The following is a 23,164-nucleotide window of genomic DNA, read 5'->3' as shown; positions in this document are numbered from 1 at the left end:
CATCTCGTGTAGAGTTGAATTTTGCAATATATGGTGACGTGTCAATCAGATCCTTTATCTGGCGGCCATGTTCAACCGCCGGCACTTGCCATAGGGTCGGTAGGGGAGCACGTGAGCGTATTCGGCATGACGGATCATGGAGGGAAAAGATGAGCGAGGATTATTCGACCAAGGGTGCCTATGTCACCGGCGGAGAATTCACCCGGGATACCAACTACATCCAGGACCGGATCGTTGCGGATACCAACCCGGCCAGATACAGCAGCGAGAACAACAACAGCAAAATCGGCCACCCGGATGCCGGAGTCTCCGAAGGCGCCCAGCTCTGGCCAGTTGAAGCCGGACGCTACCGGCTGGTCGCAGCCCGTGCCTGCCCATGGGCCAACCGCACGCTGATCGTTCGCCGGTTGCTGGGCCTGGAAGACGCGCTGTCTATCGGCCTGCCCGGCCCGACCCATGATGCTCGCAGCTGGAGATTCGATCTGGATCCCGAAGGCAAAGACCCGGTGCTTGGCACCGAACGCATCCAGGAGAACTACTTCAAGCGCTTTGCCGACTACCCGCGCGGAATCACCGTCCCGGCCATCGTGGATATCCCATCCGGCGCAGTCGTGACCAACGACTACCCGCAAATCACCTGGGATCTTTCAACCCAGTGGAAGCAATTCCACCGCGAGGGGGCACCCAACCTCATCCCGAGCGACCAGCTCGAAGAAATGCTGCCGCTGATCAAGCGCATCTTCACCGAGGTCAATAATGGGGTCTATCGCGCTGGCTTCGCCGGTGGCCAAAACGCCTACAACGACGCCTACAACCGGCTCTTCGAGACCTTGGACTTCCTCGAAGAACGCCTGTCCACCCGCCGCTTCCTCATGGGCGATCACATCACCGAAGCGGATGTGCGCCTCTTCACCACCCTGGTCCGCTTTGACCCGGTGTACCACGGGCACTTCAAGGCCAACCGCAACAAGCTCATCGAGATGCCCAACCTCTGGGGCTACGCACGAGATCTGTTCCAGATGCCAGGCTTCGGCGACACCATCGACTTCGAGCAGATCAAGGCCCACTACTACGTGGTCCATGAAGATATCAATCCAACGCAGATCATCCCGCAAGGCCCGGCGCTGGAGAACTGGCTCGAAGCCCCGGAACGCGAGCAGCTAGCCGAGACCGGTCCATGGCTTGATGGCACCGCGCCGGATGAAGTGCGTCCCAAAGAGCGCGTACAGGCCGGGCATAACCCGATGTACCCGGCCTAGTAGTCGAACCCCTGGGCTTCACAAGCCTCCTTGAACCCATCAAGGTCTGTGATCCCAGGGGTTTCCGTCTTTTGAATGTCAACGACGGCCCGCAGCTGCGCGGTGGCCGATTGCGCGGCATGAGCCGCCGCCTTCTGGAGATTGGTCTCGCCCACCCCTTGCGCAGCGTCCAGCCCGCCGCCCAGATGGATGCACGCGGCGTAGCCTTCGGGATCTTTCTCCCGCAGCTCATCGGTGGAAGGACCAGAACAGGCGGTGAGCATCAGGGCCAGGGACGCTGATAATGGCAAGAAATTCTTCACGCCACCCATGGTAGCCAGTGTGCTTCGGCAGCTGGTGCGAAGACTGCCATGGATCCGGTGGCGACATGGCCTGATCGAAGAACCAATCAAGGGCCTGCACCATGGCAGGATTAAACCATGACGATCATTGCTGCTGCAGATGGATCCGCCCTCGGCAATCCGGGACCGGCCGGCTGGGCCTGGTACGTGGATGAAGAGAACTGGGCCGCAGGAGGCTGGGACCACGGAACCAACAACATGGGCGAACTCCAAGCCGTCCTCGAGCTCTTCCGTTCCACCGCGCACCTGCCAGATGAAGAACTGAAAATCCTCTGCGATTCGCAGTACGCCATCAACTGCATCAGCAAATGGATGCCCGGCTGGAAGAAGCGCGGCTGGAAAAAGGCCGACGGCAAGCAGGTGCTCAACCAGGACATCCTCAAGGAACTCGACGCCGCGATCCAGGGCCGGAAGTACACCTTTGAATGGGTCAAGGGGCACGCAGGCCACGAGCTGAACGAAGCCGCCGACGACCACGCTCGTGCCGCAGCCACCGCCCATCAGCAGGGAACCAGACCAGATGCAGGCCCTGGCTACACCGGCGGCGCCCGCCCAGCTGCTGCCGCCCCCGCCAAGGCTCCGGCCGCCGAAGCCGAGGCGCCAGTCCCGGCCGCACCGGCCGCCGCAGCTCCAGGAGCTGACCTAGCGGCCACCGTGTACGAGCTGGAACTGGGGTTCCTCGACCCGCAGATCCGCACCAATTTCACCGAGCTCAAGGACTTTTTGCACCCGAGCTATCAAGAAGTGACCCGGCACGGCGGCCTGCTTGATGTCGCCAGCATCTCAGCCCTTCTGGATGCCGGATCCGCCCTGCCCAGCACCGGGGACATGCAGGTCTTGGCCACCCGACAAATCAGCGACGAAATCATCCTGCTGGCCTACCGCATGACGCAGGCCGACGCCCGGGTGCTCGTGGTCTCCTCATGGTGGCAATCAGGCGCCAATGGCTGGAAGCTGCGCTTCCGCCAGGAGACCTTCCAGCAGCAGGCCTAGCGGCCAACGCCGGAATCACGATCAAAAAAGCTGTGGTCCACCGGGAATTCCCGATGGACCACAGCTTCGTCTGCTACTACTTATTCGTAGTGCCCAGGGCGCGTTTCGATGTTGCCCTTCTTGTAGTTGATGCGGTTGACCAGCCAGGTCACTGCCCAGAGGACCACGCCGATCACCAGCAGCAGGCCGGCAATTTCGTACTGCACCCAGTCGGCGCGGGAACGTGCCCACGGACCGGCGAGGAACAGGCAGAAGACCACGCCCAGAAACGGGATGATGGTCGGTGCTCGGAAGGCGTCGGCGGGCGCCTTCTCGCGGCGCAAGACCAGCAGCGAAACGTTGACTACCGCGAAGACGCAGAGCAGCAGCAGTGCGGTGGTGCCACCGAGGGAACCGACAATGCCGTTCTCGCTATCCAGGTTCACATAAGCCACCAGGGCAATCGCCAAAGCGGTGCTGAACAGGATCGCTACCCAAGGGGAGCGTCGAGTGGAATGCACCTTGCCCAGGAACTGCGGCAGCACTCCCTGGCGAGCCATGCCGTAGAGCAAGCGGCTGGCCATGAGCATGTTCATCAGCGCGGTATTGACCACCGCGAAGACGGTCACGAACGGGAAGATGGTATCGATCGGGATGTTCGGAGCGCCAATGCGCACCACGTCCAGAAGGATGCCGGCATCCGGGTTCTTCGGATTCAGCAGGTCGCCGGTGGGGATCACCATGATCACGGTGATGGCCACCAGCATGTAGATCACCGCGCACAAGCCCAAGCCGATGAGCATGATCTTCGGGAAGATCTTGTTCGGGTTCTTGGTCTCTTCCACCAGGTTCACCGAGTCCTCGAAGCCGACCATTGCGAAGAACGCGATGGCGGTACCCATGGTCACCGCGGCGAACAGGCTGCGGTCCGACGGGGTCTCGAAGACCACCAGGCGGCTGATATCACCCTGGCCGGAAGCGATCACAGCGAAACCGATGCCGATGATCACGGCCATGATGGCCAGCGAAACGATCGTCAGCACCAGATTGAACTTCACGCTCTCGCCCACGCCACGCAGGTTGATCAGGGCAAGGATCACGATGATGATAATGGCTGCCCACATCCCCGCCTGAGGGGTGGTTGGCACACCGTCAATGAACTGGCCGAAGCCGATCAGCAGGTTTTGCCCCACCAGGGTCGCCGATGTGGCGGCACTCGTGATGCCAGAACAAGCCACGGTGAAGGCCACGATGAAGGTGACAAAATGGATGCCGAAAGCCTTGTGCACATAGAGTGCAGCGCCGGCGGCATGGGGGTATTTGGTCACCAGTTCCAGGTAGCTGAATGCGGTGAGGGTTGCGATGGCGAAGGCAACCAGGAAGGGCAGCCATGCTGCGCCGCCGACCTGTCCTGCCACCTTGCCGGTAATAGCAAAAATGCCTGCGCCGATGATATCGCCCATGATGAGGAACAGCAGCAGCTTGGGGCCGATCACCCGCTTGAGTTCTGCATCCTGGCTCTTGGGTACTGGCGTGTCACTATCCACAGTCATGCGATCGAGATCATCTCCTTCAAATATTGGTGGCAAGCATGACAAATTTAGTTGTTGCACCTTAGGTCGGCAAACCGCCTTCTGGGTTGGCTCACAGTATCACGAGTCGAACGGCATCAATCAGGAGATAAGCGGTCAAAGCGCCCTGAACCTGTGACTTGACGTACGGATATGCTGGAAGGGATGTCGAGTCGCGCCGATCGAGATTCGCGTGAATTACGACTAGGGTTGGTTGAAAAGCGGCAAGCAGTTTAAGGATGTAGATGGACTCGGTGATCAGCGAAGATTTCGCGCCATTGGCCCAGGCGCTCGAAGCCCGGGCTGCCGAAGAGGAAAACTATTCGGCCCAGCTGGCGATCTATCACCGCGGGGAACTGGTCCTCCGCCACAGCGTGGGCGAACACCTTTCAGGCAATGCGCTCACCTGCGTCTTCTCCTGCACCAAGGGGCTGGGCGCTCTCGTTGTCGCACTGCTTGTCCAAGACGGGCTGATCGACCCGAGCGCACCCATGGCCACCTACTGGCCCGAATTCGGCGCCAGCGGCAAGAGCGCGCTGAGCGTCGGCGAAGTGCTCAGCCACCAGGCCGGCGTGCTCGGCGTCCCCGGGGGAGTGCCCAGCCAGATCCTGCTGGACTCCGCCGAATACGCCAAGATCCTGGCTTCCATGCCAAGCATCTGGCCGCTAGGGCAGAACATCGTGGGCTACCACGCCATCACCATGGGCGTGCTCATGGAAGAACTGGTCCGCCGCGTCACTGGCAAGGAACTGAAGGAAGTCTTCGAAGAGCGCATCCGCAAGCCGCTGGGTGTCGATGTTTATATCGGACAGGATCCCTCGCTGGAATCCCGCTACCGCGACGTCTTGCCCGCAGTCGATGCCCCGGCCGAATTCTTCGACCCGTTCTCCCCGGCCGGCCTGGCCGTGAACTCCGCCTCCGGATTCGCGCTGGCCGATGGCCCGGTTTACAACTGGCATGAACTGGCCAATGCAGCGCAGGTGCGCGAATTGGGGCCGGCCTCCATGGGCGGGGTCGCCAACGCCCAGGGCCTGGCCGCCATCTACGCCGCATCCTTCGGCACGGTGCCATCCTTGGGTGCCGCCAGCGGGTTCCTCAATGCCGACACCTGGGCGCAGGTCTCCACCGAACTGGTCTACGGCCACGACCGCACCAGTGGGTTGCTGCAGGCCTTCGCCCTGGGCTTCATGAAGGCGACCGCCCGCAACAACTACGGATCCATCTTCGCCTACGGGCATGACGGGGCGAACTCCTCTCTGGCTTTTGCCGACCCCGCCTACCAGCTGGGCTTCGGCTTCATCCCTTCACGCAATGAGGGACCCAAGGACACCTCCACCGGGGTGCAGCTGAGCCAATTGGCGCGCCAGCTGATCCTGGCGAAGAACGCCAGGGCGAAATCCAACTAGCCCCACCAGGGCAACGCACGAACAGCAGAAATACGAAGTGGGATTGAAGTGAAGAAATTTCTGGCATTGGGTGATTCATTCACCGAGGGCGTCGGCGATGTCGACGCTGCCCGCCCCAACCAGGTGCGCGGCTGGGCCGACCGCGTCGCCGAGGTGCTCAGCGCTGAAGGGGACTGGGAGTACGCCAACCTCGCGGTGCGCGGCAAGAAAATCGGCCAGGTCATCAACCAGCAGCTGGACCAGGGGCTTTCGCTGGCCCCGGACCTGGTGAGCATCTACGCCGGCGGCAATGACATCCTGCGCCCCACCGCTGATCTCGATGCCCTGATGCACGGCTATGAAGGCATGGTCCGCCGCTTCGCCGAGGCCGGCAGCACCGTCATGCTGTTCACCGGTTTTGATACCGTCGAGTCCCCGCTGTTCTCCAAGACCCGTCCGCGCACCGCGATCTACAACGAGAAGGTGCGCGAGATCGCCGACCAGCACGGGGCGATCGTCGCCGACTACTGGCGTTGGCGCGAATTCTCCGACCCGCGCTACTGGGCGGCGGACCGCCTGCACATGAACGAGCTGGGCCATGCGCTGATGGCCGCCAAGGTGCTCAATGTGCTGGGCGAGCACCGGGTCACCGAGGGCAACTGGGCCGAGAGGATCCTGGCGCCGGTTCTGCCTGACCTGGCCGTGAACTCCCGGGGCGAAAAGCTCAAGGAGGAACTGGGCTGGGCCACCGAGCATTTGGTGCCGTGGATCAGGCGCCGATTGACCGGAACCTCCTCGGGAGATTCCTTGTCAGCGAAGTATCCCCAGTACGTGCAGCTCTCGGCCGACGCTCACTAGAAGTTTTGTGACGGCTTTTCTGCCGGGGCGTCTTTGATGTTCTGCGCGTGGCAGGTAACATGGTCGTGTGCTGCAGGTCTCCGGCCGGCAGTGCGCGCCATAGACGGATGGCGGGAGAGTCCCGTTCACACCATGGACGGGCGCCGTAGGAGCAATTCCTCCCCAGGAAACTCTCAGGCCCCCGTACCGCCATCACGAGGCAACTCTGGAAAGTAGCCGGCCAGACCCGGCTCACCGAAGGTGCAAGCGCCCGGCTTAGTTGGCCGGACGTGTAAAACTCTCAGGTTGTGCAACAGGGATGGGGAGGCAAAGCGTCCTTCCTTTGGCATGCGCCAAGACAGATCCCCGTGGAGACTCCAGCACCATGACCATCATGCAGACTTCGGCTCCTACGAATAGCGAATTCGTGGCCCGCCATATCGGCCCGCGTCCTTCCGACGTAGACACCATGCTTCAGACTCTGGGCTACACCAGCCTTGAAGACCTGATCGACACCGCCGTTCCGGCAGACATCCGCCAAGACTCCATGCTGGATATCCCAGCGGCCCTGAGCGAAACCCAAGCGCTGGCCCACCTGCGTGAACTGGCCTCCAAGAACGTCATGAAGACCCAGATGATCGGCCAGGGCTTCTACGACACCATCACCCCAGCGGTGATCCGCCGCAACATCGTGGAAAACCCGGCCTGGTACACCGCCTACACCCCGTACCAGCCGGAAATCTCCCAGGGCCGCCTCGAAGCCCTGCTGAACTTCCAGACCATGGTCATGGACCTGACCGGCCTGCCGATCGCCAACGCCTCGCTGCTGGACGAATCCTCCGCTGCGGCCGAAGCCGTGCTGATGATGCGTCGCGCCAACAAGAAGAAGGCCGCGGGCAAGACCGTCCTGGACTCCAACATATTCCCGCAGACCATCAAGGTCGTGCAGGGCCGCGCCGACGCGCTGGGCTTCGAGGTCGAGGTCGCTGACCTGTCCGCCGGCCTGCCAGAGGGCGACATTTCCGGCATCGTGCTGCAGCAGCCAGGCAGCAACGGCTCCATCGCCGAGCACGAGGGCATCATCGCCGCCGCCAAGGAAGCCGGCGCCATGGTCACCGTGATCGCCGACCTGCTGGCACTGACCATGATCACCCCTCCGGGCGAGCAGGGTGCCGACATCGCCGTAGGCAACACCCAGCGCTTCGGCGTTCCGCTGTTCTTCGGCGGCCCGCACGCAGCCTACATGGCGGTGGCCGATGGCCTGACCCGCTCCATGCCGGGCCGCCTGGTCGGTGTTTCGGTGGATGACGCCGGCGTGCCAGCCTACCGCCTGGCCCTGCAGACCCGCGAGCAGCACATCCGCCGCGAGAAGGCCACCTCCAACATCTGCACCGCGCAGGCCCTGCTGGCCATCTGCGCCTCGATGTACGCGGTCTACCACGGCCCGGCAGGCCTGAAGCAGATCGCCACCCGAGCCAACAACCACGCCCGCGTGATCGCCAGCTCGCTGGTCTCCGGCGGCTTCACCCTGGCCTCGGACACCTTTTTCGACACCGTCGTGGTGAACGTGAAGAACGCCGAAGAGATCATCGCGAAGGCCATCGAGGCAGGCATCAACCTGCGCAAGGTCAGCGACACCCAGGTGGGTGTCTCCACCGACGAGACCACTACCTCGGACATCGTGAAGTCCCTGCTGGCCGTTTTCGGCGTTGAGCTCTCCGCTCCGGAAGGCTTCGAGATCCCGGCGTCGCAGCAGCGCACCAGCGACTACCTGACCCACCCGATCTTCAACACCATCTCCTCCGAGACCCAGATGATGCGCTACCTGCGCCGCCTCTCGGACCGCGACCTGGCCCTGGATCGCACCATGATCCCGCTGGGCTCTTGCACCATGAAGCTGAACTCGGCCGCCGAGATGGAATCCATCACCTGGCCGGAATTCGCCTCCATCCACCCATACGCTCCAGCCGAGCAGACCGAGGGATGGCGCGAGCTGATCACCGACCTGGAAGGCCGCCTCACCGCGATCACCGGCTATGCTGGCGTTTCCATCCAGCCCAACGCCGGATCCCAGGGCGAATACGCGGGCCTGCTGGCCATCTCGGACTACCACGCATCGCGCGGCGAAAGCCAGCGCATCGTCTGCCTGATCCCGGCCTCGGCCCACGGGACCAACGCCGCCTCGGCAGTGCTGGCCGGCATGAAGGTCGTGGTCGTGAAGACCGCAGCCGATGGCACCATCGACGCCAATGACCTGGATGCCAAGATCGAGGCCAACAAGGACGTGCTGGCCGCCATCATGATCACCTACCCATCCACCCACGGCGTCTACGATGCCGACGTGCGCGAGGTCTGCGACAAGATCCACGCAGCCGGTGGCCAGGTGTACATCGACGGCGCGAACATGAACGCCATGGTCGGCCTGGCCCAGCCAGGCAAGTTCGGCGGAGACGTGTCGCACCTGAACCTGCACAAGACCTTCTGCATCCCGCATGGCGGCGGCGGCCCGGGCGTCGGCCCGATCGGCGTGGGCGAGCACTTGCTGCCCTTCCTGCCAGGCGATGCCTCGGGCACCTACACCGAGCGTGACGGCGTGCCGGTAGTGGCCACCGCCTTCGGCTCGGCCGGCGTCCTGCCGATCTCCTGGGCCTACATCGCGATGATGGGCGGCGAAGGCTTGACCGAAGCCACCAAGCACGCGATCTTGAACGCGAACTACATCGCCAAGCGCCTGAACGAGCACTTCCCGGTGCTGTTCACCGGCAACAAGGGCCTGGTAGCCCACGAGTGCATCCTGGACTTGCGCGAACTGACCGCCAAGACCGGCGTCACCGCCGAAGACGTGGCCAAGCGCCTGATCGACTTCGGCTTCCACGCGCCAACCCTGTCCTTCCCGGTGGCCGGCACCCTGATGGTAGAGCCAACCGAGTCCGAGGACCTGGGCGAAATCGAGCGCTTCATCGAAGCGATGATCACCATCCGCCAGGAAATGGAAGAAGTGCTCTCGGGCATCTACAGCATCGAGCAGTCCCCGCTGCGCAACGCACCGCACACCGTCTCGGCCGTGGTCAACAGCAGCTGGGATCGCAAGTACTCGGTGGAGCAGGCCGCCTTCCCGGTAGCCCGCCTGAAGACCGACAAGTACTTCCCGGCCGTGGGCCGCATCGACGGCGCCGGCGGCGACCGCAACCTGATCTGCTCTTGCCCTGCACCTGAAGCCTTTGAAGACTAGGAAGACCTTGAGATGACTGAGACCACCCAAGAACTCAAGCACACCGCCCTGCATGCCCAGCATGCAGAACTCGGTGCGAACTTCACCGACTTCGGCGGCTGGGATATGCCGCTGAAGTACGGCTCGGAACTGGCAGAGCACAAGGCCGTCCGCTCCACCGCAGGCCTGTTCGACCTGTCCCATATGGGCGAGGTATACCTTTCCGGTCCACAGGCTGGCACGGCGTTGAACACCGCGCTGGCCGGCAACTTCACCATCATGAAGGTGGGCAAGGCCAAGTACTCGCTGATCCTCAACGATGAAGGCAAGATCATCGATGACTTGATCGTGTACCGCCTGGAAGAAGAAAAGTACCTGGTTGTCCCCAACGCCGGCAACGCCGAGGTCGTGGCAGTGGCCCTTCAAGAGCGCGCCGCCGGATTCGACGTCGAGGTGGATAACGCTTCGGAACGCCAGGCCCTGATCGCGGTCCAGGGACCGAATTCCGAAGCCATTGTGGGCAAGCTCGCCGCCGATGAGCGGACCGCCCAGAGCGTCACAGAACTGAAATATTACGCAGCGGTGAATCTGGTGCTCGGCGGTATCAACGTGCTGCTGGCGCGCACAGGATACACCGGCGAAGACGGCTTCGAATTGATCATCGAAAACGAAGACGCCGCTGAACTGTGGAGCAAGATCATCAACATCGGTGCGGATCACGAGCTGGTTCCGTGCGGCCTGGCCGCCCGCGACTCGCTTCGCCTGGAGGCCGGCATGCCGTTGTACGGCAACGAGCTGAGCCTGGAACGCACCCCATTTGATGCGGGATTTGGCCCTGTGGTCTCCTTCAAGAAGGAAGAAGACTTCGTGGGTCGAACGGCCTTGGAAGCCCTGAGGGAACAGACCCCGGCACGCAAGCTGGTTGGTTTGAAGGGCCTGGGCAAGCGCGCCGGACGCGGTGGCTACGCCATCGTCAAGGATGGGGCCGCTGTTGGTGAAATCACCTCAGGACAGCCATCTCCGACCCTCGGCTACCCGGTAGCCCTGGGGTATGTGGATGCAGAATACAGTGAAGTCGGCACCGAGCTAGAGGTTGATCTGCGCGGTAAGACTTTGCCATTTGTCGTCGTCGAACTGCCGTTCTACACGCGAGCCAAGTAACGTTAAACATCAGTAGGGCCAAGCCATTCGCCCGCTTATTCCCTTGGGAGAGGAAATACCGTGAGTAAAGTTCTTTCGTCATTACGCTACTCGGCAGAACATGAGTGGATCGACGCATCGTCCCCCGCCAAGGTCGGCATCACCCAGATCGCTGCAGACGCCTTGGGCGACGTGGTCTACGTGGACCTGCCTGAGGTTGGCGATTCCGTCAGCGCCGGCGAAACCTGTGGCGAGGTGGAATCCACCAAGTCGGTTTCCGACCTGTACTCGCCAGTGACCGGCACCGTGGTTGCCGTCAATGATGAGGCCGTTGACAACCCGGCAATCCTGAACGAAGACCCCTACGGTGCCGGCTGGCTGTTCACCGTAGAAGTGACCGAAGAAGGCCCGCTGCTTTCGGCAGTAGACTACGCAAGCGCAAACGGTGGAGACGTCCAGTAATGAGCAACCAGACTTTTGAATCCCTAGCACCAGCATCCCTGACCCAGTCGCTGGCATCCCTGGACCCGGAGGTGGCGCAGCGCATCGACGCCGAACTGGCCCGCCAGCAGCGCGGCCTGGAAATGATCGCCTCGGAGAACCACACCGCCCAGGCCGTCATGCAGGCCCAGGGCTCGGTACTGACCAACAAGTACGCCGAAGGCTACCCGGGCCGCCGCTACTACGGCGGCTGCGAAGAAGTCGACGTCATCGAGACCCTGGCCATCGAGCGCATCAAGGAACTGTTCGGCGCGAACTTCGCCAACGTCCAGCCGCACTCCGGCGCCCAGGCCAACGCCTCGGTCTACCACGCACTGGTCCGCCCCGGCGACACCGTGCTCGGATTGAACCTGGCTCACGGCGGGCATTTGACCCATGGCATGAAGATCAACTTCTCCGGCCGCCTGTTCAACATCGTTCCCTACGGCGTGAACGAGGAAACCAACGTGGTGGACATGGACGAGGTCGAGCGCCTCGCTGTGGAGCACCAGCCGAAGATGATCGTGGCCGGCTGGTCGGCCTACCCGCGCCAGCTGGACTTCAAGCGCTTCCGCGAAATCGCTGACAAGGTCGGCGCATACCTGTTCGTGGACATGGCCCACTTCGCTGGCCTGGTCGCCGCAGGCCTGCACCCATCGCCAGTGCCGCACGCCCACGTGGTCACCTCGACCACCCACAAGACCCTTGCCGGTCCTCGTGGCGGCATCATCCTGTCCAACGATGCCGAGATCGCGAAGAAGCTGAACTCCGCAGTCTTCCCGGGCCAGCAGGGCGGCCCGCTGGAGCACGTGATCGCAGGCAAGGCCGTGGCCTTCAAGATCGCCGCCTCCGAAGAGTTCAAGGAGCGCCAGCAGCGCACCCTGGCTGGTGCCAGGATCCTGGCCGAGCGCCTGACCCAGGACGATGTGGCGGCCAAGGGCATCAGCGTGCTGACCGGCGGCACCGACGTGCACCTGGTCCTGGTGGACCTGCGCAACTCGGAGCTCGATGGGCAGCAGGCCGAAGATCTGCTGGCGCAGGTGGAGATCACGGTGAACCGCAACGCGGTGCCATTCGATCCACGCCCGCCGATGACCACCTCGGGTCTGCGCATCGGCACCCCGGCGCTGGCAACCCGCGGCTTCTCTCAGGCAGCGTTCGCTGAAGTTGCCGAGATCATCGCCCAGGCGTTGATCGCTGGCGCTGATGGCAATACTTCGGTCTTGCCAGAGCTGAAGGACCGGGTGCTGACGCTGGCTGAAGCCCATCCGCTGTATCCGGATCTGGCCAAGGTTTCCGAGTAGCGCCATCTTGTGGCGATGGGGCCCGGAAGGCGGAAACATTCGCTTTTCGGGCCCGCAGTCTTTCATCCGCAGAAGTCCACCCCACGCTGTGCGGATGCCCCGATGCAAGGATGATCCCTTTGCACACCACACCATCTTTCCGGCAGCTAGCTCCCGGATTGCCGACGTTCTAAGGATGTGACCCGCCATGGCGGTAAGCGTATTCGATCTTTTCTCGGTTGGCATTGGACCTTCCTCCAGCCACACCGTGGGGCCAATGCGTGCGGCGCACGCGTTCATCGCCCAAGTACTCCGTGAAGAGAAGATGGATGCCCTGGATAGTATCCGGGTCGATGTCTACGGCTCTCTGGCCGCGACTGGTCGCGGGCACGGAACTTTCACCGCCATCATGCTGGGTCTCGAGGGATTCGAACCCGAAACGGTTCTGCCTTCCCAGGTCGATGAGCGACTGGCTCAGATGGAAAGCACCGGCGTTCTGCGGCTGGCAGCCCAGCTAGGGCAGCGCAAAGACCTGGACTACTCGGTGAACGACATGATCCAGCACCCGCTGACCGTGCTGCCGCGCCACACCAATGGCGTGAAGTTCGTTGCTGTGGATGCCCAGGGCAATGAGCTGGTCAATGAGACGTTCTTCTCCGTCGGCGGCGGCTTCATCGTGCGTGAAGGTGCCGAGGAGCGCATCGAGAAGAACCTGGAGGAGAAGCTGCAGCAACAGCCTTATCCCTTCACCACCGCAGCCCAGTTGCTGGAACATTCGCAGTCCACCGGCAAATCCATTGCAGAGATCATGATGGCCAACGAGCTGGCCTATCGCAGCCGCGAAGAGATCCGTTCAGGCCTGATCCACATCTATCAGGTGATGGAAGACTGCAAGGATTCGGCTTTGGAGCGTACTGGCGTTTTGCCCGGCGGGCTCAAGGTGCGCCGTCGCGCGCCGGAATGGCATGAGCGCCTGCGCAAGGAGGACAAGGACCGTGATCCTGTGTATTGGCAGGAATGGATCAACCTGGTCGCCTTGGCAGTGAACGAGGAAAATGCTTCCGGCGGCCGCGTAGTTACCGCGCCGACCAACGGAGCTGCTGGCATCATCCCCGCAGTCTTGTTCTACGCTACCCACTATGCCCCTGGTGCCAAGTACTGGAATGAAGAAGAGAAGCACGATGCTGTCGTGAACTTCCTGCTGACCGCCGGCGCGGTGGGCGTGCTTTACAAGGAGCAGGCTTCTATTTCCGGTGCGGAGGTCGGCTGCCAGGGCGAAGTGGGCTCAGCCTCGTCGATGGCCGCTGCCGGCCTGGCTGAAGTCCTGGGCGGAACCCCGGCTCAGGTAGAGAATGCCGCTGAGATCGCCATGGAGCATAACCTGGGTTTGACCTGTGATCCCATTGGCGGCCTGGTGCAGATCCCATGCATCGAGCGCAATGCTATTGCTGCGTCCAAGGCTGTAAACGCCGCGAAGATGGCCCTGATGGGTGACGGTGAACATCACGTCACCCTCGATGAAGTGATCATCACGATGCGTGAAACCGGCAAGGATATGAGCGACAAGTACAAGGAGACCGCGATGGGCGGATTGGCCGTCAACGTGGTCGAATGCTAGCCGCTGGCTAATGCCTGGGGCTTCGGGAGGTCGGAAGATCCGGCCTCCCGAAGCCATTTAACGTGAGATGTGCCCTTGTTGTTGGCTATTCGGATCGGGTTTCTGATAGAACTGGCACTGTACGAAGCATGAATCCATGTTTTCGGATTCCTAGGAGGTGAGCTACATGGACGGCAGTTCTGGTCGATCTATCTATCTGCGAGCTCACCAGATCATCTTTTCGCGCGCCAGCTGATTTCTCCTGCACCGGGACAACTGCACATTCGGCGAGTTCGTAGCCTACCCGCTATTGGCATGCGCATTTTCATGCACGCAAACACTGACTGATTTATCATCCAATTAATGGGGTGAAGAACGGTGGGCAGTTGCTTGCGAGCACTTGAATCTGCGTACAACGAACCGTTTGGACGATAATCATGTTCACCTTCGAATACGTAGACTTTTCAACTACTTCTCAGGAAATCCGCCACTGCCTCGCAACAGGGGATTTCCAGCGTCTAGCGACCACCTTGCGGGGCCTGGAACTGGGGCGGCTCATCGAGCAGTTTGAAGCCATGGAAATCGCCGACGCCGCGAAGCTCTATCGCATGCTGGACAAGGACCGCTCCTTGGAGCTCTTCCAGAACCTCGATGCCCCGGTACAAGCAGAACTTATCGAGACCCTCCAGCAGGCAACCGTGATCGAGGCTTTCGCGGCGCTGGAACCCGTGGATAGGGTGTCCCTGCTCGATGAGCTGCCAGCGGCCGTCGCCACTCGGCTGCTTGCCGGGTTGGACAAGCAGCAGCGCAAGGCGACCGGGGTGCTGCTTGGCTATCACGATTCAAGCACGGGACGGGTGATGTCCACCCAGTTCATTACCACGCATCCCGAACTGACCGTCGGGCAGGCCCTGAACCGCATCACCCCGCAGCTGAGAGCAACCGAACACTGCCACCTCATCATGGTGGTTGACCGCACCCGTCGATTCATCGGTGCAGTGCGGCTAGCTGATCTCATCGGACAGCCACAGGACCTGCTTATCTCGAGCATCGCTTTTGAGGTTCCCACCGCCCAGGCATCACAGCCAGACACCGAGGCAGCTCGCCGCGCTGTTGAGCGCCCTCTGGATCTCATGCCAGTGCTTGACAACGAAGGACGGCTGATTGGCGTATTGCCACTGGGCGAAGCCATGGATCTGCTGCAAGACGCTGAGGAATCACGCACCGCGAGAAGCGCGGGCTCCGAGCCGTTGTACCGTCCTTACCTCGGAACTCCGCTGGTCAAAATGGTGCGAGCACGTGTGCTCTGGCTGCTGGTCCTTGCCATAGGGGCCATCCTCACCGTGCAGGTGCTGGCCACTTTCGAGCAGACCTTGGAGTCCATGGTGGTTTTGAGCTTGTTCATCCCGCTGGTTGTCGGCATTGGAGGGAATACCGGCAATCAGGCGGCGACCACCGTCACTCGGGCCTTGGCCATGGGCGATGTCCGGGTGAGCGATCTGGGCCGCGTCTTGTTCAGGGAAGTGCGCATTGGATCGATGCTTGGACTGTGCCTTGGAACTATCGGTTTCCTCGTTACCAGCGTGGTCTTTGAACTGGAAGTCGGAATAGTCATCGGGATGACGCTCGTGGCGTTGTGCAGCATCGCTGCCGGCGTCGGGGGAGCCATGCCGATCCTCGGGAAGTTCTTCAAAGCCGATCCGGCGGTGTTTTCCAATCCCTTTATTTCCACCTTTGTCGATGCCGCGGGATTAATCGTCTACCTGTCGGTGGCAGTGCTCGTTCTCGGCTAGTGAGCTGAACGGATGAAGTTGCCGGGCGGAATAATATTGGCGGCTTCAACGTCGTACTAGGTATGCCACAAAGCAAGTTATTCAGCCCAGTAACCATCCCGACCAAGAGCGGCGAGGGACTTCAGCTTCGAAATCGGGTCGTGCTGCCGCCCATGTGCCAGTACGCCATCAATGATCGCAATGGCGTTCCAACCTCGTGGCATCTAGCCCATTTGGGATCCATGGCCCACGGAGGTTTCTCGCTGGTCATCGCCGAGGCGACTGCGGTAGCCGCCGAAGGCCGGATTTCTGATCGCGACGCTGGATTGTGGAACGACGAGCAGGTCGAGGCATGGAAGCCCATCACTGAATACATCCGCTCCCACGGGGCAGCGGCCGGTGTCCAGCTGGCCCACGCTGGGGCGAAAGCATCCACCTACGGATGGCTCAAGGAGCTGGAAGAAGCTGGAAAGCTCGGCAGCATCAGCGAGGACGACGGCGGTTGGGAGACCTTTACTTCCACGCCGAGCGATCTGTTCGATTTGAAGCCGGCAACGGAAATGAGCACCGGGCAAATCGCTGCTTCGGTCAAGGATTGGGCCGCTGCCGCACAGCGTGCCGATGCTGCAGGTTTTGATCTGATCCAGATCCACGCGGCCCACGGCTACTTGATCCACCAGTTCCTCTCTCCGCTGACCAACAAGCGCACCGACGACTATGGCGGCAGCGTCGAGAATCGCACCCGATACCTGCGCGAGATCGTCCAGGCCATCTCGGCTGTTTGGCCGGCCCACAAGCCGCTGGGAATCCGCTTCTCCGGCGAGGACTGGGTCGAAGAAGGCTGGGGCATTGCCGATACGGTCAGGCTTGCCCAAGAATTGTATGAGCTTGGTGTCCGTGCCTTTGATCTTTCCAGTGCGGGCATCGGCGCATTCCATGGCCCAACCGGGCCCGGCTACCAGGTGTCGCTGGCGCAGGCGGTCAAGCAGGCGCTACCTGAAGACGCGTTTGTCACCGCGGTAGGAGTCATCACCGACGCGATCCAGGCCGAACATATCGTGGTTTCGGGCCAGGCCGATGGCGTGAGCATTGGACGGGCCGCCCTGGGCAATCCGCAGTGGCCAAATCACGCCGCCGGGCTGCTTGGAGCAGAGAAATCGCACCCTCCGCAGTACTGGCGCGGCCGCTGGTAAATTGCTACCGCCATGCTGATTTCTTCCAAATCACGAGTTAGTTTCTGGTTAACTCTTCCAGCCGCTGAATAGTGATGTTAGGTTAGTCCCACGGATCTAGTCGCAACGCGGCCAAGGGTCGCGTGCGGAAGGGAGTCAGCATGGCACTACGCGCGGATTCTAATGGAATCGACGCTTCGCTCTACCGAAGGAATGGTTCATGGAGCACCGCTCTCGTGGATGCTTCACTGGGCACGACAGGAGCCCAAGAAGCAGCTGACCGGCTTCCCGACGACGTCGCCAAATTGCTTAAATCCCAGCAAGCCCAGGCCGCAGATGTCCAGGCCCTGACAGGAGTGCTGGAACCTGCTGAAGGACTCAGGGCACCGGTTGCGCGCTTCGTCGCCGTCCACGATGGTGAAGTGGTACTGAACGAAATCATTCCAGGTCTCAAGGTCCAGAGCCCATCGGTGGATGTTGGACCTTTCCCGAATTTCACGGCGTTGGCCCGCGCACGCGGAGGCTCCTTCTCCTACCTCGTCGCGGAGGTCGGCAAGGACGGGGGCGAAGTGCACCTGTACAACACGACGTCACGTGAGCGCATCGCCAGCCAGGGGATTGTTGGCCTCCCGGAGGAAATCCACCACGCCCGCAAGGTTCCTGGCGAATATGACCAGCCCAAGGCCCAGGCGGCCGCCGATGAAATGGTGCGCAGGAACGCAGATGAAGTCGCCGAGCTGATCAAGAAGATGTCCGCTGAGAATTACGTTCGCCTGATAGTTATCTCGGGGGATATCAAGGCTCGCGAGGCTGTCATCGCCCAGATGCCAGCGGCCTTGCGCGATTACGTGGATGTCATCGACTCGCACACCAGGACAGGCGGTGCAGATTCAAAGCAGGTAGACGCCCAGATCAGCAAGATGGTCGAAGATGTGAAATCCAAGGCGCTGGCCGACTTGGAAGCCAAGGTCGCAGCCCAGTCCGGCAACGGACGATCGCTGTTGGCAGTGGGTCTCGACGAGGTGGTGACCGCGTTGCAGTCGGCGCAGGCTGAAACGGTGCTCGTGGGCCAGTACCAGGACGAGCACACCCTGCGTGCGCTGAGGGCGGAACCGTGGATCGCTCATCAGGAAGGCGATGACCATGCGGAGCTGGTGGCCGGTGAATGGCCGGCGCCGGAAGTGCTCCTGCGGGCCACAGCCCTTACCGATGCGACGATCCGGTATGTCCCTGATTCGATGATTCCGGACGGCGCGGGCATTGCGGCCCTGTTGCGCTGGGAGAAATCTTAAAAAGAAATCGAGAAGACTAGGGGTTCTCGCCACGACAAGATCGTGGCAAGAACCCCTAGTCTCGTCTCAAGTCATGGCTATCGGTCGCTGCTGTCTCCGGCGTTCGGTGATGGGTCAGCTGGAGGCGCTGGAGGGTACCCGTCGGCTGGCGGGAAACCCTGGGGGTACGGCGCTGGAACTGGCGGCGCGGCGGCATCCATTGGCGGAGCCCAGTAGGCCTGGTTCGGGTGGTAGATCGGATGAGCCATCGGCCACGGCTGCAACAGGGGCGGTTGTGCAGCTGCGGGAATTGGACCGGCAATACGTGCAACATTCTTCTTGTCGGCCAGTTTCACCAAGACAAACGTCAGAAGCGCCGTGAAGATCACAGAGAAGGCTAGCGACATCGGTCCAGACCCGGTCGCGTTCAAATCAATCTGGCCCATGGCGCCCAGCAGGAACAAGAAGGTGTTGTTGATAATGTGCATCGCCATCGCTGCTTCCAAGCCGCCGGTGCGCCAAGTGAGGTACCCGGCAGCGATGGCAAACGCCGTCACATCCAGCAACCCGTACACGTCGTAGAGATGGCCAAAGGTGAATAAGGGCACCGGCAGGAGAATGGCAAAGAGTGGATGCTTCAGCCAGCTGCCGATGATCTGCATCAATGCTCCGCGGAAGACCAGTTCCTCGGCCGCGCATTGAAAAGGCGTCAGAAGAATAACCAGCAGCGCGAAGAACAATGGATCCGCGGGCGGTATGATAGGCGCCGAGTCTGCCGGCTCTCCCACGCCAGCTGCGGACAGCGCGAAGCTCAAGGCGAAGTACCCGGCGAAGAGCAACGCGCTAGCGCCAATGGCCAATCCGAACCATCGCCAACGCAATTTTCCGGCCACGGAAACCAACTGGCCGACGGGCTTTGAGCCCAGCAACAGATACGCCAGATAGACCGCCGGAATCATGATGATCAATGACGCCATGGTTATGGAGAAGTCGATTGGCGAGGTCATGTCGAGGTCTGCCTCGGCCAATACAGCGTCAGGCGAGCCACTGGCATCGGCCGCCCACGTAGCCGGATTGAGCATGGCCACGATGAAGATCATCAGCATGACGACGATGAATGATGCGACAAAAAATCCCAGCCCGGTTCCGGCGAAGGCCAGCGGGCGCCACCACCGGTAGTCGAGGTTTCGGCGCATGAGCCGATGGAAAGCAAAAGACTGCTCCTGATCGGCTCCGGGCGCAGGGGGAGGCAAATAGTGTGGCGAGCTCATAGCTCAATTCTCTCGCTGATCGCCCCGGGCGACATGAACCTTGCGGAGGATTTATCGATCATCCCAAGGTTGCCTCCGAAGTGCTCTTAGACTTGATGCAGACGATTCGCCTTTATTGATTTGGAGCAAGACCCAGTGGGCCACCATCACCATGACGAACCGATATTGCAAGATCCCAGGCGCCGGCGTCGCGCTTCGATAATACTGTGGGCCCTGCTCGCACCGATTGGCGTGCTGGCCCTGGTCATGGTCATTGCCTTGTGGCCTAAGGGAACCTACGACAAATTCGCCCTCGACGGCTCGATGGATACTGCCGGAGGCGCCACCATGGCCACAGGCACGGTCACCCGCAGCGGCATGGAAACCTGCCCTTCCTCCGAGGGATTGGCTGATGTCGGGGGCAAGACGCTGGAATGCACTGTCACCTACGTCATGCCGGTCTCTGGCGGAGCGGAAATCCAGATGGAGATTCCGCCGGAAATGCTGCAATCGCGAGATGTCCGCCCGGGTGATACCTTGCGCTACCTGGATCTTTCGAAGGTCGATACCACCAGCGGAAGCCCCTATGTTTTTGTTGACTTTGTCCGGACACTGCCGATGACCCTACTGGCCATTGCCTATGGGGTGGTTGTGGTGCTAGTGGCTGGCTGGCGTGGCGCCCGCGCGGTGATCGGCCTGGTCGGCGGCATCGCCTTCATGATCTTCTTCATGGTTCCCGCGCTCATTGAAGGCGGAAATCCGGTGGTGGTCGGCCTGACCGGTGCCACGGCCATCATGTTCGTGGCCTTGTATTTTGCCCATGGTCTTAATGCCAAGACATCCACCGCGCTGCTGGGCACGCTGTTCGGTTTGGGAGTTACCGCGGCCCTTGCCCTGTGGCTGACAGATGCCGCGGCGCTCACCGGCGCCAATGACGAATCGTCGATGACCCTGGCCACCGTGGCCCCGCAGATCTCCCTGCCTGGCTTGCTGATCTGCGGTGTGCTCGTTGGCGGCATGGGCGTGCTCAATGATGTGACCATTACCCAGTCCGCCACGGTGTGGGAGTTGGCTGAAACCTCGCCTAAGGCATCGGCGAAGGAATTGTTCTTCCGCGGGATGCGCATCGGCCGCGACCATATCGCCTCCACGGTGTACACCATTGCCTTCGCCTACGCCGGTGCTGCCTTGCCGATCTTGGCGATTGCGGCCATGAGCAACCAGGGATTTGGTGTGACCTTGAGCTCCGGGGAGATGGCTGAGGAAGTTATTCGGATCCTGATTGGTTCTATTGGATTGGTACTGGCTATTCCGGTGACCACGGCTATAGCAGTCATGGTGGTCAAGGCAACCGGTACCGGCGGAGCGCACGGCAAACGATCCCTGTTTGCCGCCAACGCAGACGCCTAGGTGCGAACGGTTCTCAAAAGTAATGTAGAATTGTTCTCAATAGCAATCTTGTTTGGATGGAGAACCAGAATGAAGAAGTATCGCTCATTGCTTGCCATGGCCGTTGCCGTACCAGCGGCGGGCATGATCCTCGCCGGTTGTGCGAGCACCGGCAGCGAAGCAAGTGAAGGCGACACCTCTGCCGTCAAGGTGGTAGCAACGACCAACGTCTATGGTCAGGTTGCCCGTGCCGTGGGCGGCGATAAAGTCAGTGTTAGCGAGATCATCACCTCGGCTGCCCAGGATCCGCACTCCTATGAGCCAACGACTCGTGACAAGCTCACCGTGTCAGAAGCGAACGTCGTTCTCGCCAACGGCGGGGGATACGACCAGTTCATGGACTCGCTGGTCCAGTCCCTGCCCAGTGACCAAGCCTCGAATGTCCAGCTGATCCACGCCGTGGATACTTCGCCTATTGCCAAAGAGCATGAGGATGAAGAGGCGCATGAAGGCGAAAGCGCTGAAGAGCACGCTGAGCACGCTGACGAAGAAGCGCATGAAGGCCATGATCACGCCGGCTACAACGAGCACATCTGGTATGACCTGGACTCGATGTCTGCACTCGCTGATGAACTAGCGGACACCTTTGGCAAGGCTGATGCGGCCAACGCCCAGCAGTATGCAAAAAACGCCGATGAGTTCAACGCAGGGATCAAGCAGCTCCAGACCCAGCTCAGCGACGCCAAGCTGGAAGGCAAGAAGTTCGTGATGACCGAGCCTGTCCCGTTCCATCTGCTCGATGACGCCGGCATGGAGAACACCACTCCAGAGGGGCTGAGCGAGGCTATCGAAGAAGGCGAAGGCATTGCACCAATGACGTTGAAGAAAGCCCAGGACCTACTGGTCAACGGCCAGAGCGACATCCTGGCCTACAACATCCAGACCGAGGGAAATGAAACCAAGGCTCTGAAGAAAAATGCAGAATCCGGCAAGGTGCCAGTCGTCGACTTCTCAGAAACCATTCAGGATGATTCCAGCTACTTGGATTGGATGAAATCCAACATTTCGAACCTGGGTTCCGCGGTCAACGGCTAAGAGGTACGTAGACTACACGTATGGCATTGATTCCTTCCCAACTGACTCAGGCGACAGGTAAAGCACGCTCATTAATCGCAGAGCGATCGGTGCGAGCCGAAATCGTCCAGAACCAACGGGAAATACAACAAGCCGACCATGTTCTCTTCTTTGCCGAAGGCCCCGGCCAGTTCTACCAATTAGGCGTCTGGCTGGGGACCTTTGAGCGTATGGCCCGACAAGGCCTGCGCATCGGCCTGGTGCTGATGGATTCACTCAGCGCGCGGCAAGCGCTGGGCGCCAGCACTCTGCCGGTATTATTCACTCGTTCCATGGAACACATCGAATCCAAGCTCCGCGAGTGGAACACCCAATCGATCAGCTACGTGAACAATGCCCAGCGCAATTTCACCATGCTGCGCTTCAACGGCCCAGCGCATATACACCTGAATCATGGCGAGAGCGAAAAAGCCTCAATGGTTTCAAACCAGCTCAAAGCCTATGACTACGCCTGCGTCGCCGGGCCGGCAGCGGTAGAGCGCATCATGGAAAACATTTCGCGATTCGATGCCTCCCATCTGGTGCAGATCGGTCGCCCCCAGCTCGATTCCCTGGAGCTGGAAGGACCATCGGAAAAAATCCGAGTCCTCTATGCCCCAACATGGGAGGGCGACTCCGAAGCGATGGCCTACTCCTCGGTCATCAGGCTGGGCGAGCGGATCCTCGCGCAGCTGGTTAATGATGACCGTTTCGAGGTGCGCTTCCGTCCCCATCCCAAGACGGGCGACATCTCGGCCGAAGCGAAAAAAGCTGTCGCCTCCTTGCAGGCACGATTTGAATCGACCATTGACCCGGTCAAGGATGCTTCACAGTCGCTGGTCTGGGCAGACGTTGCCATTTGCGACACCTCAGCCATGGCCTATGACGCTGTCGCATTGAATATCCCGCTGCTGCTCGCTGCCGAGCGACCCAGCAAGCTGCGCGATGGACTGCCCGGTGAACAGCACTTGGGCAACGCCAACGGGCTGGCGGAGCGCGCCGCGAAACTGGCAGCCAGCGGCGTCGCCGGGCAGCAAAAACAGCTGGCCCTCTACTTCTTCGCCACCACCGAACCCGGGATGGCTACGAAGAAACTGAACCAGCTGCTTTCAGGCCTTTAA

The 23,164-nt window shown here is 61.1% G+C and carries 18 protein-coding genes and 1 riboswitch; of the genes, 15 read left to right on the top strand and 3 right to left on the bottom strand.

Translation table 11 applies throughout. From position 1 onward, the window contains the following. Nucleotides 1-149 precede the first annotated feature (149 nt). Nucleotides 150-1,259 carry a glutathione S-transferase C-terminal domain-containing protein gene (locus OF385_RS12575; protein ID WP_264275657.1) on the top strand — a complete coding sequence of 370 codons (1,110 nt, stop codon included), beginning with the start codon at nt 150-152 and terminating at the stop codon, nt 1,257-1,259. Here the strand turns inward: OF385_RS12575 and OF385_RS12570 are convergent. Beyond that, nucleotides 1,256-1,561, bottom strand: coding sequence for a hypothetical protein (locus OF385_RS12570; protein WP_264275656.1), 306 nt, complete (start codon nt 1,559-1,561; stop codon nt 1,256-1,258). The two genes, OF385_RS12575 and OF385_RS12570, sit on opposite strands and share 4 nt — an antisense overlap. 117 nt (nt 1,562-1,678) lie before the next feature. Between OF385_RS12570 and OF385_RS12565 the strand changes: the two genes are divergently transcribed. Continuing rightward, nucleotides 1,679-2,593 (top strand): RNase H family protein, encoded by a 915-nt coding sequence (locus OF385_RS12565; RefSeq protein WP_264275655.1) that lies wholly within the window; start codon nt 1,679-1,681, stop codon nt 2,591-2,593. 80 nt (nt 2,594-2,673) lie between these two features. Here the strand turns inward: OF385_RS12565 and OF385_RS12560 are convergent, their stop codons facing one another. Next, on the bottom strand, nt 2,674-4,125 hold the full coding sequence (locus OF385_RS12560; RefSeq protein WP_264275654.1) for an APC family permease: 1,452 nt from the start codon (nt 4,123-4,125) through the stop codon (nt 2,674-2,676). 263 nt (nt 4,126-4,388) lie between these two features. Between OF385_RS12560 and OF385_RS12555 the strand changes: the two genes are divergently transcribed. From OF385_RS12555 to OF385_RS12510, 10 genes are all read left to right on the top strand, one after another. Further along, complete coding sequence (locus tag OF385_RS12555; RefSeq protein ID WP_264275653.1) at nt 4,389-5,549, top strand: serine hydrolase domain-containing protein; 1,161 nt, start codon at nt 4,389-4,391, stop codon at nt 5,547-5,549. Between the two features lie 48 nt (nt 5,550-5,597). Next, a complete protein-coding gene (locus OF385_RS12550; protein ID WP_319019112.1) occupies nt 5,598-6,386 on the top strand; it encodes an SGNH/GDSL hydrolase family protein in 789 nt (262 codons plus the stop codon). 101 nt (nt 6,387-6,487) lie between these two features. Then, a riboswitch (glycine riboswitch) is annotated at nt 6,488-6,585 on the top strand. A gap of 165 nt (nt 6,586-6,750) precedes the next feature. Next, nucleotides 6,751-9,597 (top strand): aminomethyl-transferring glycine dehydrogenase, encoded by a 2,847-nt coding sequence (gene gcvP, locus OF385_RS12545; RefSeq protein WP_264275652.1) that lies wholly within the window; start codon nt 6,751-6,753, stop codon nt 9,595-9,597. 12 nt (nt 9,598-9,609) lie between these two features. Then, complete coding sequence (gene gcvT / locus OF385_RS12540; RefSeq protein WP_264275651.1) at nt 9,610-10,737, top strand: glycine cleavage system aminomethyltransferase GcvT; 1,128 nt, start codon at nt 9,610-9,612, stop codon at nt 10,735-10,737. Nucleotides 10,738-10,797: 60 nt separating this feature from the next. Further along, nucleotides 10,798-11,178, top strand: coding sequence for a glycine cleavage system protein GcvH (gene gcvH / locus OF385_RS12535; RefSeq protein WP_264275650.1), 381 nt, complete (start codon nt 10,798-10,800; stop codon nt 11,176-11,178). Beyond that, nucleotides 11,178-12,500 (top strand): serine hydroxymethyltransferase, encoded by a 1,323-nt coding sequence (glyA, locus tag OF385_RS12530; RefSeq protein WP_264275649.1) that lies wholly within the window; start codon nt 11,178-11,180, stop codon nt 12,498-12,500. Before gcvH ends, glyA begins: the two co-directional genes overlap by 1 nt. A gap of 187 nt (nt 12,501-12,687) precedes the next feature. Beyond that, a complete protein-coding gene (locus tag OF385_RS12525; RefSeq protein ID WP_264275648.1) occupies nt 12,688-14,097 on the top strand; it encodes an L-serine ammonia-lyase in 1,410 nt (469 codons plus the stop codon). Between the two features lie 416 nt (nt 14,098-14,513). Further along, nucleotides 14,514-15,869, top strand: a complete 1,356-nt coding sequence (gene mgtE / locus OF385_RS12520) for a magnesium transporter (protein ID WP_264275647.1) — start codon at nt 14,514-14,516, stop codon at nt 15,867-15,869. 62 nt (nt 15,870-15,931) lie between these two features. Next, nucleotides 15,932-17,041: an NADH:flavin oxidoreductase/NADH oxidase gene (locus tag OF385_RS12515; RefSeq protein WP_264275646.1), complete on the top strand. Its 1,110-nt coding sequence runs from the start codon at nt 15,932-15,934 to the stop codon at nt 17,039-17,041. A gap of 140 nt (nt 17,042-17,181) precedes the next feature. After that, complete coding sequence (locus OF385_RS12510) at nt 17,182-18,312, top strand: hypothetical protein (protein WP_264275645.1); 1,131 nt, start codon at nt 17,182-17,184, stop codon at nt 18,310-18,312. 77 nt (nt 18,313-18,389) lie between these two features. Here the strand turns inward: OF385_RS12510 and OF385_RS12505 are convergent, their stop codons facing one another. Then, nucleotides 18,390-19,562 (bottom strand): CPBP family intramembrane glutamic endopeptidase, encoded by a 1,173-nt coding sequence (locus OF385_RS12505; protein WP_264275644.1) that lies wholly within the window; start codon nt 19,560-19,562, stop codon nt 18,390-18,392. Between the two features lie 165 nt (nt 19,563-19,727). Here OF385_RS12505 and OF385_RS12500 point away from each other — a divergent pair, with 165 nt between their 5' ends. The 3 genes from OF385_RS12500 (at nt 19,728) to OF385_RS12490 (ending at nt 23,164) form a co-directional block, all read left to right on the top strand. After that, nucleotides 19,728-20,951 (top strand): YibE/F family protein, encoded by a 1,224-nt coding sequence (locus OF385_RS12500; protein ID WP_264275643.1) that lies wholly within the window; start codon nt 19,728-19,730, stop codon nt 20,949-20,951. A gap of 69 nt (nt 20,952-21,020) precedes the next feature. Continuing rightward, on the top strand, nt 21,021-22,025 hold the full coding sequence (locus OF385_RS12495) for a metal ABC transporter solute-binding protein, Zn/Mn family (protein WP_264275642.1): 1,005 nt from the start codon (nt 21,021-21,023) through the stop codon (nt 22,023-22,025). 20 nt (nt 22,026-22,045) lie between these two features. Next, on the top strand, nt 22,046-23,164 hold the full coding sequence (locus OF385_RS12490; protein WP_264275641.1) for a CDP-glycerol glycerophosphotransferase family protein: 1,119 nt from the start codon (nt 22,046-22,048) through the stop codon (nt 23,162-23,164).

The organism is Glutamicibacter sp. JL.03c, assembly GCF_025854375.1.
Classification (GTDB): Bacteria; Actinomycetota; Actinomycetes; order Actinomycetales; family Micrococcaceae; genus Glutamicibacter.
This window is presented reverse-complemented; position numbering and strand designations above follow the sequence as displayed.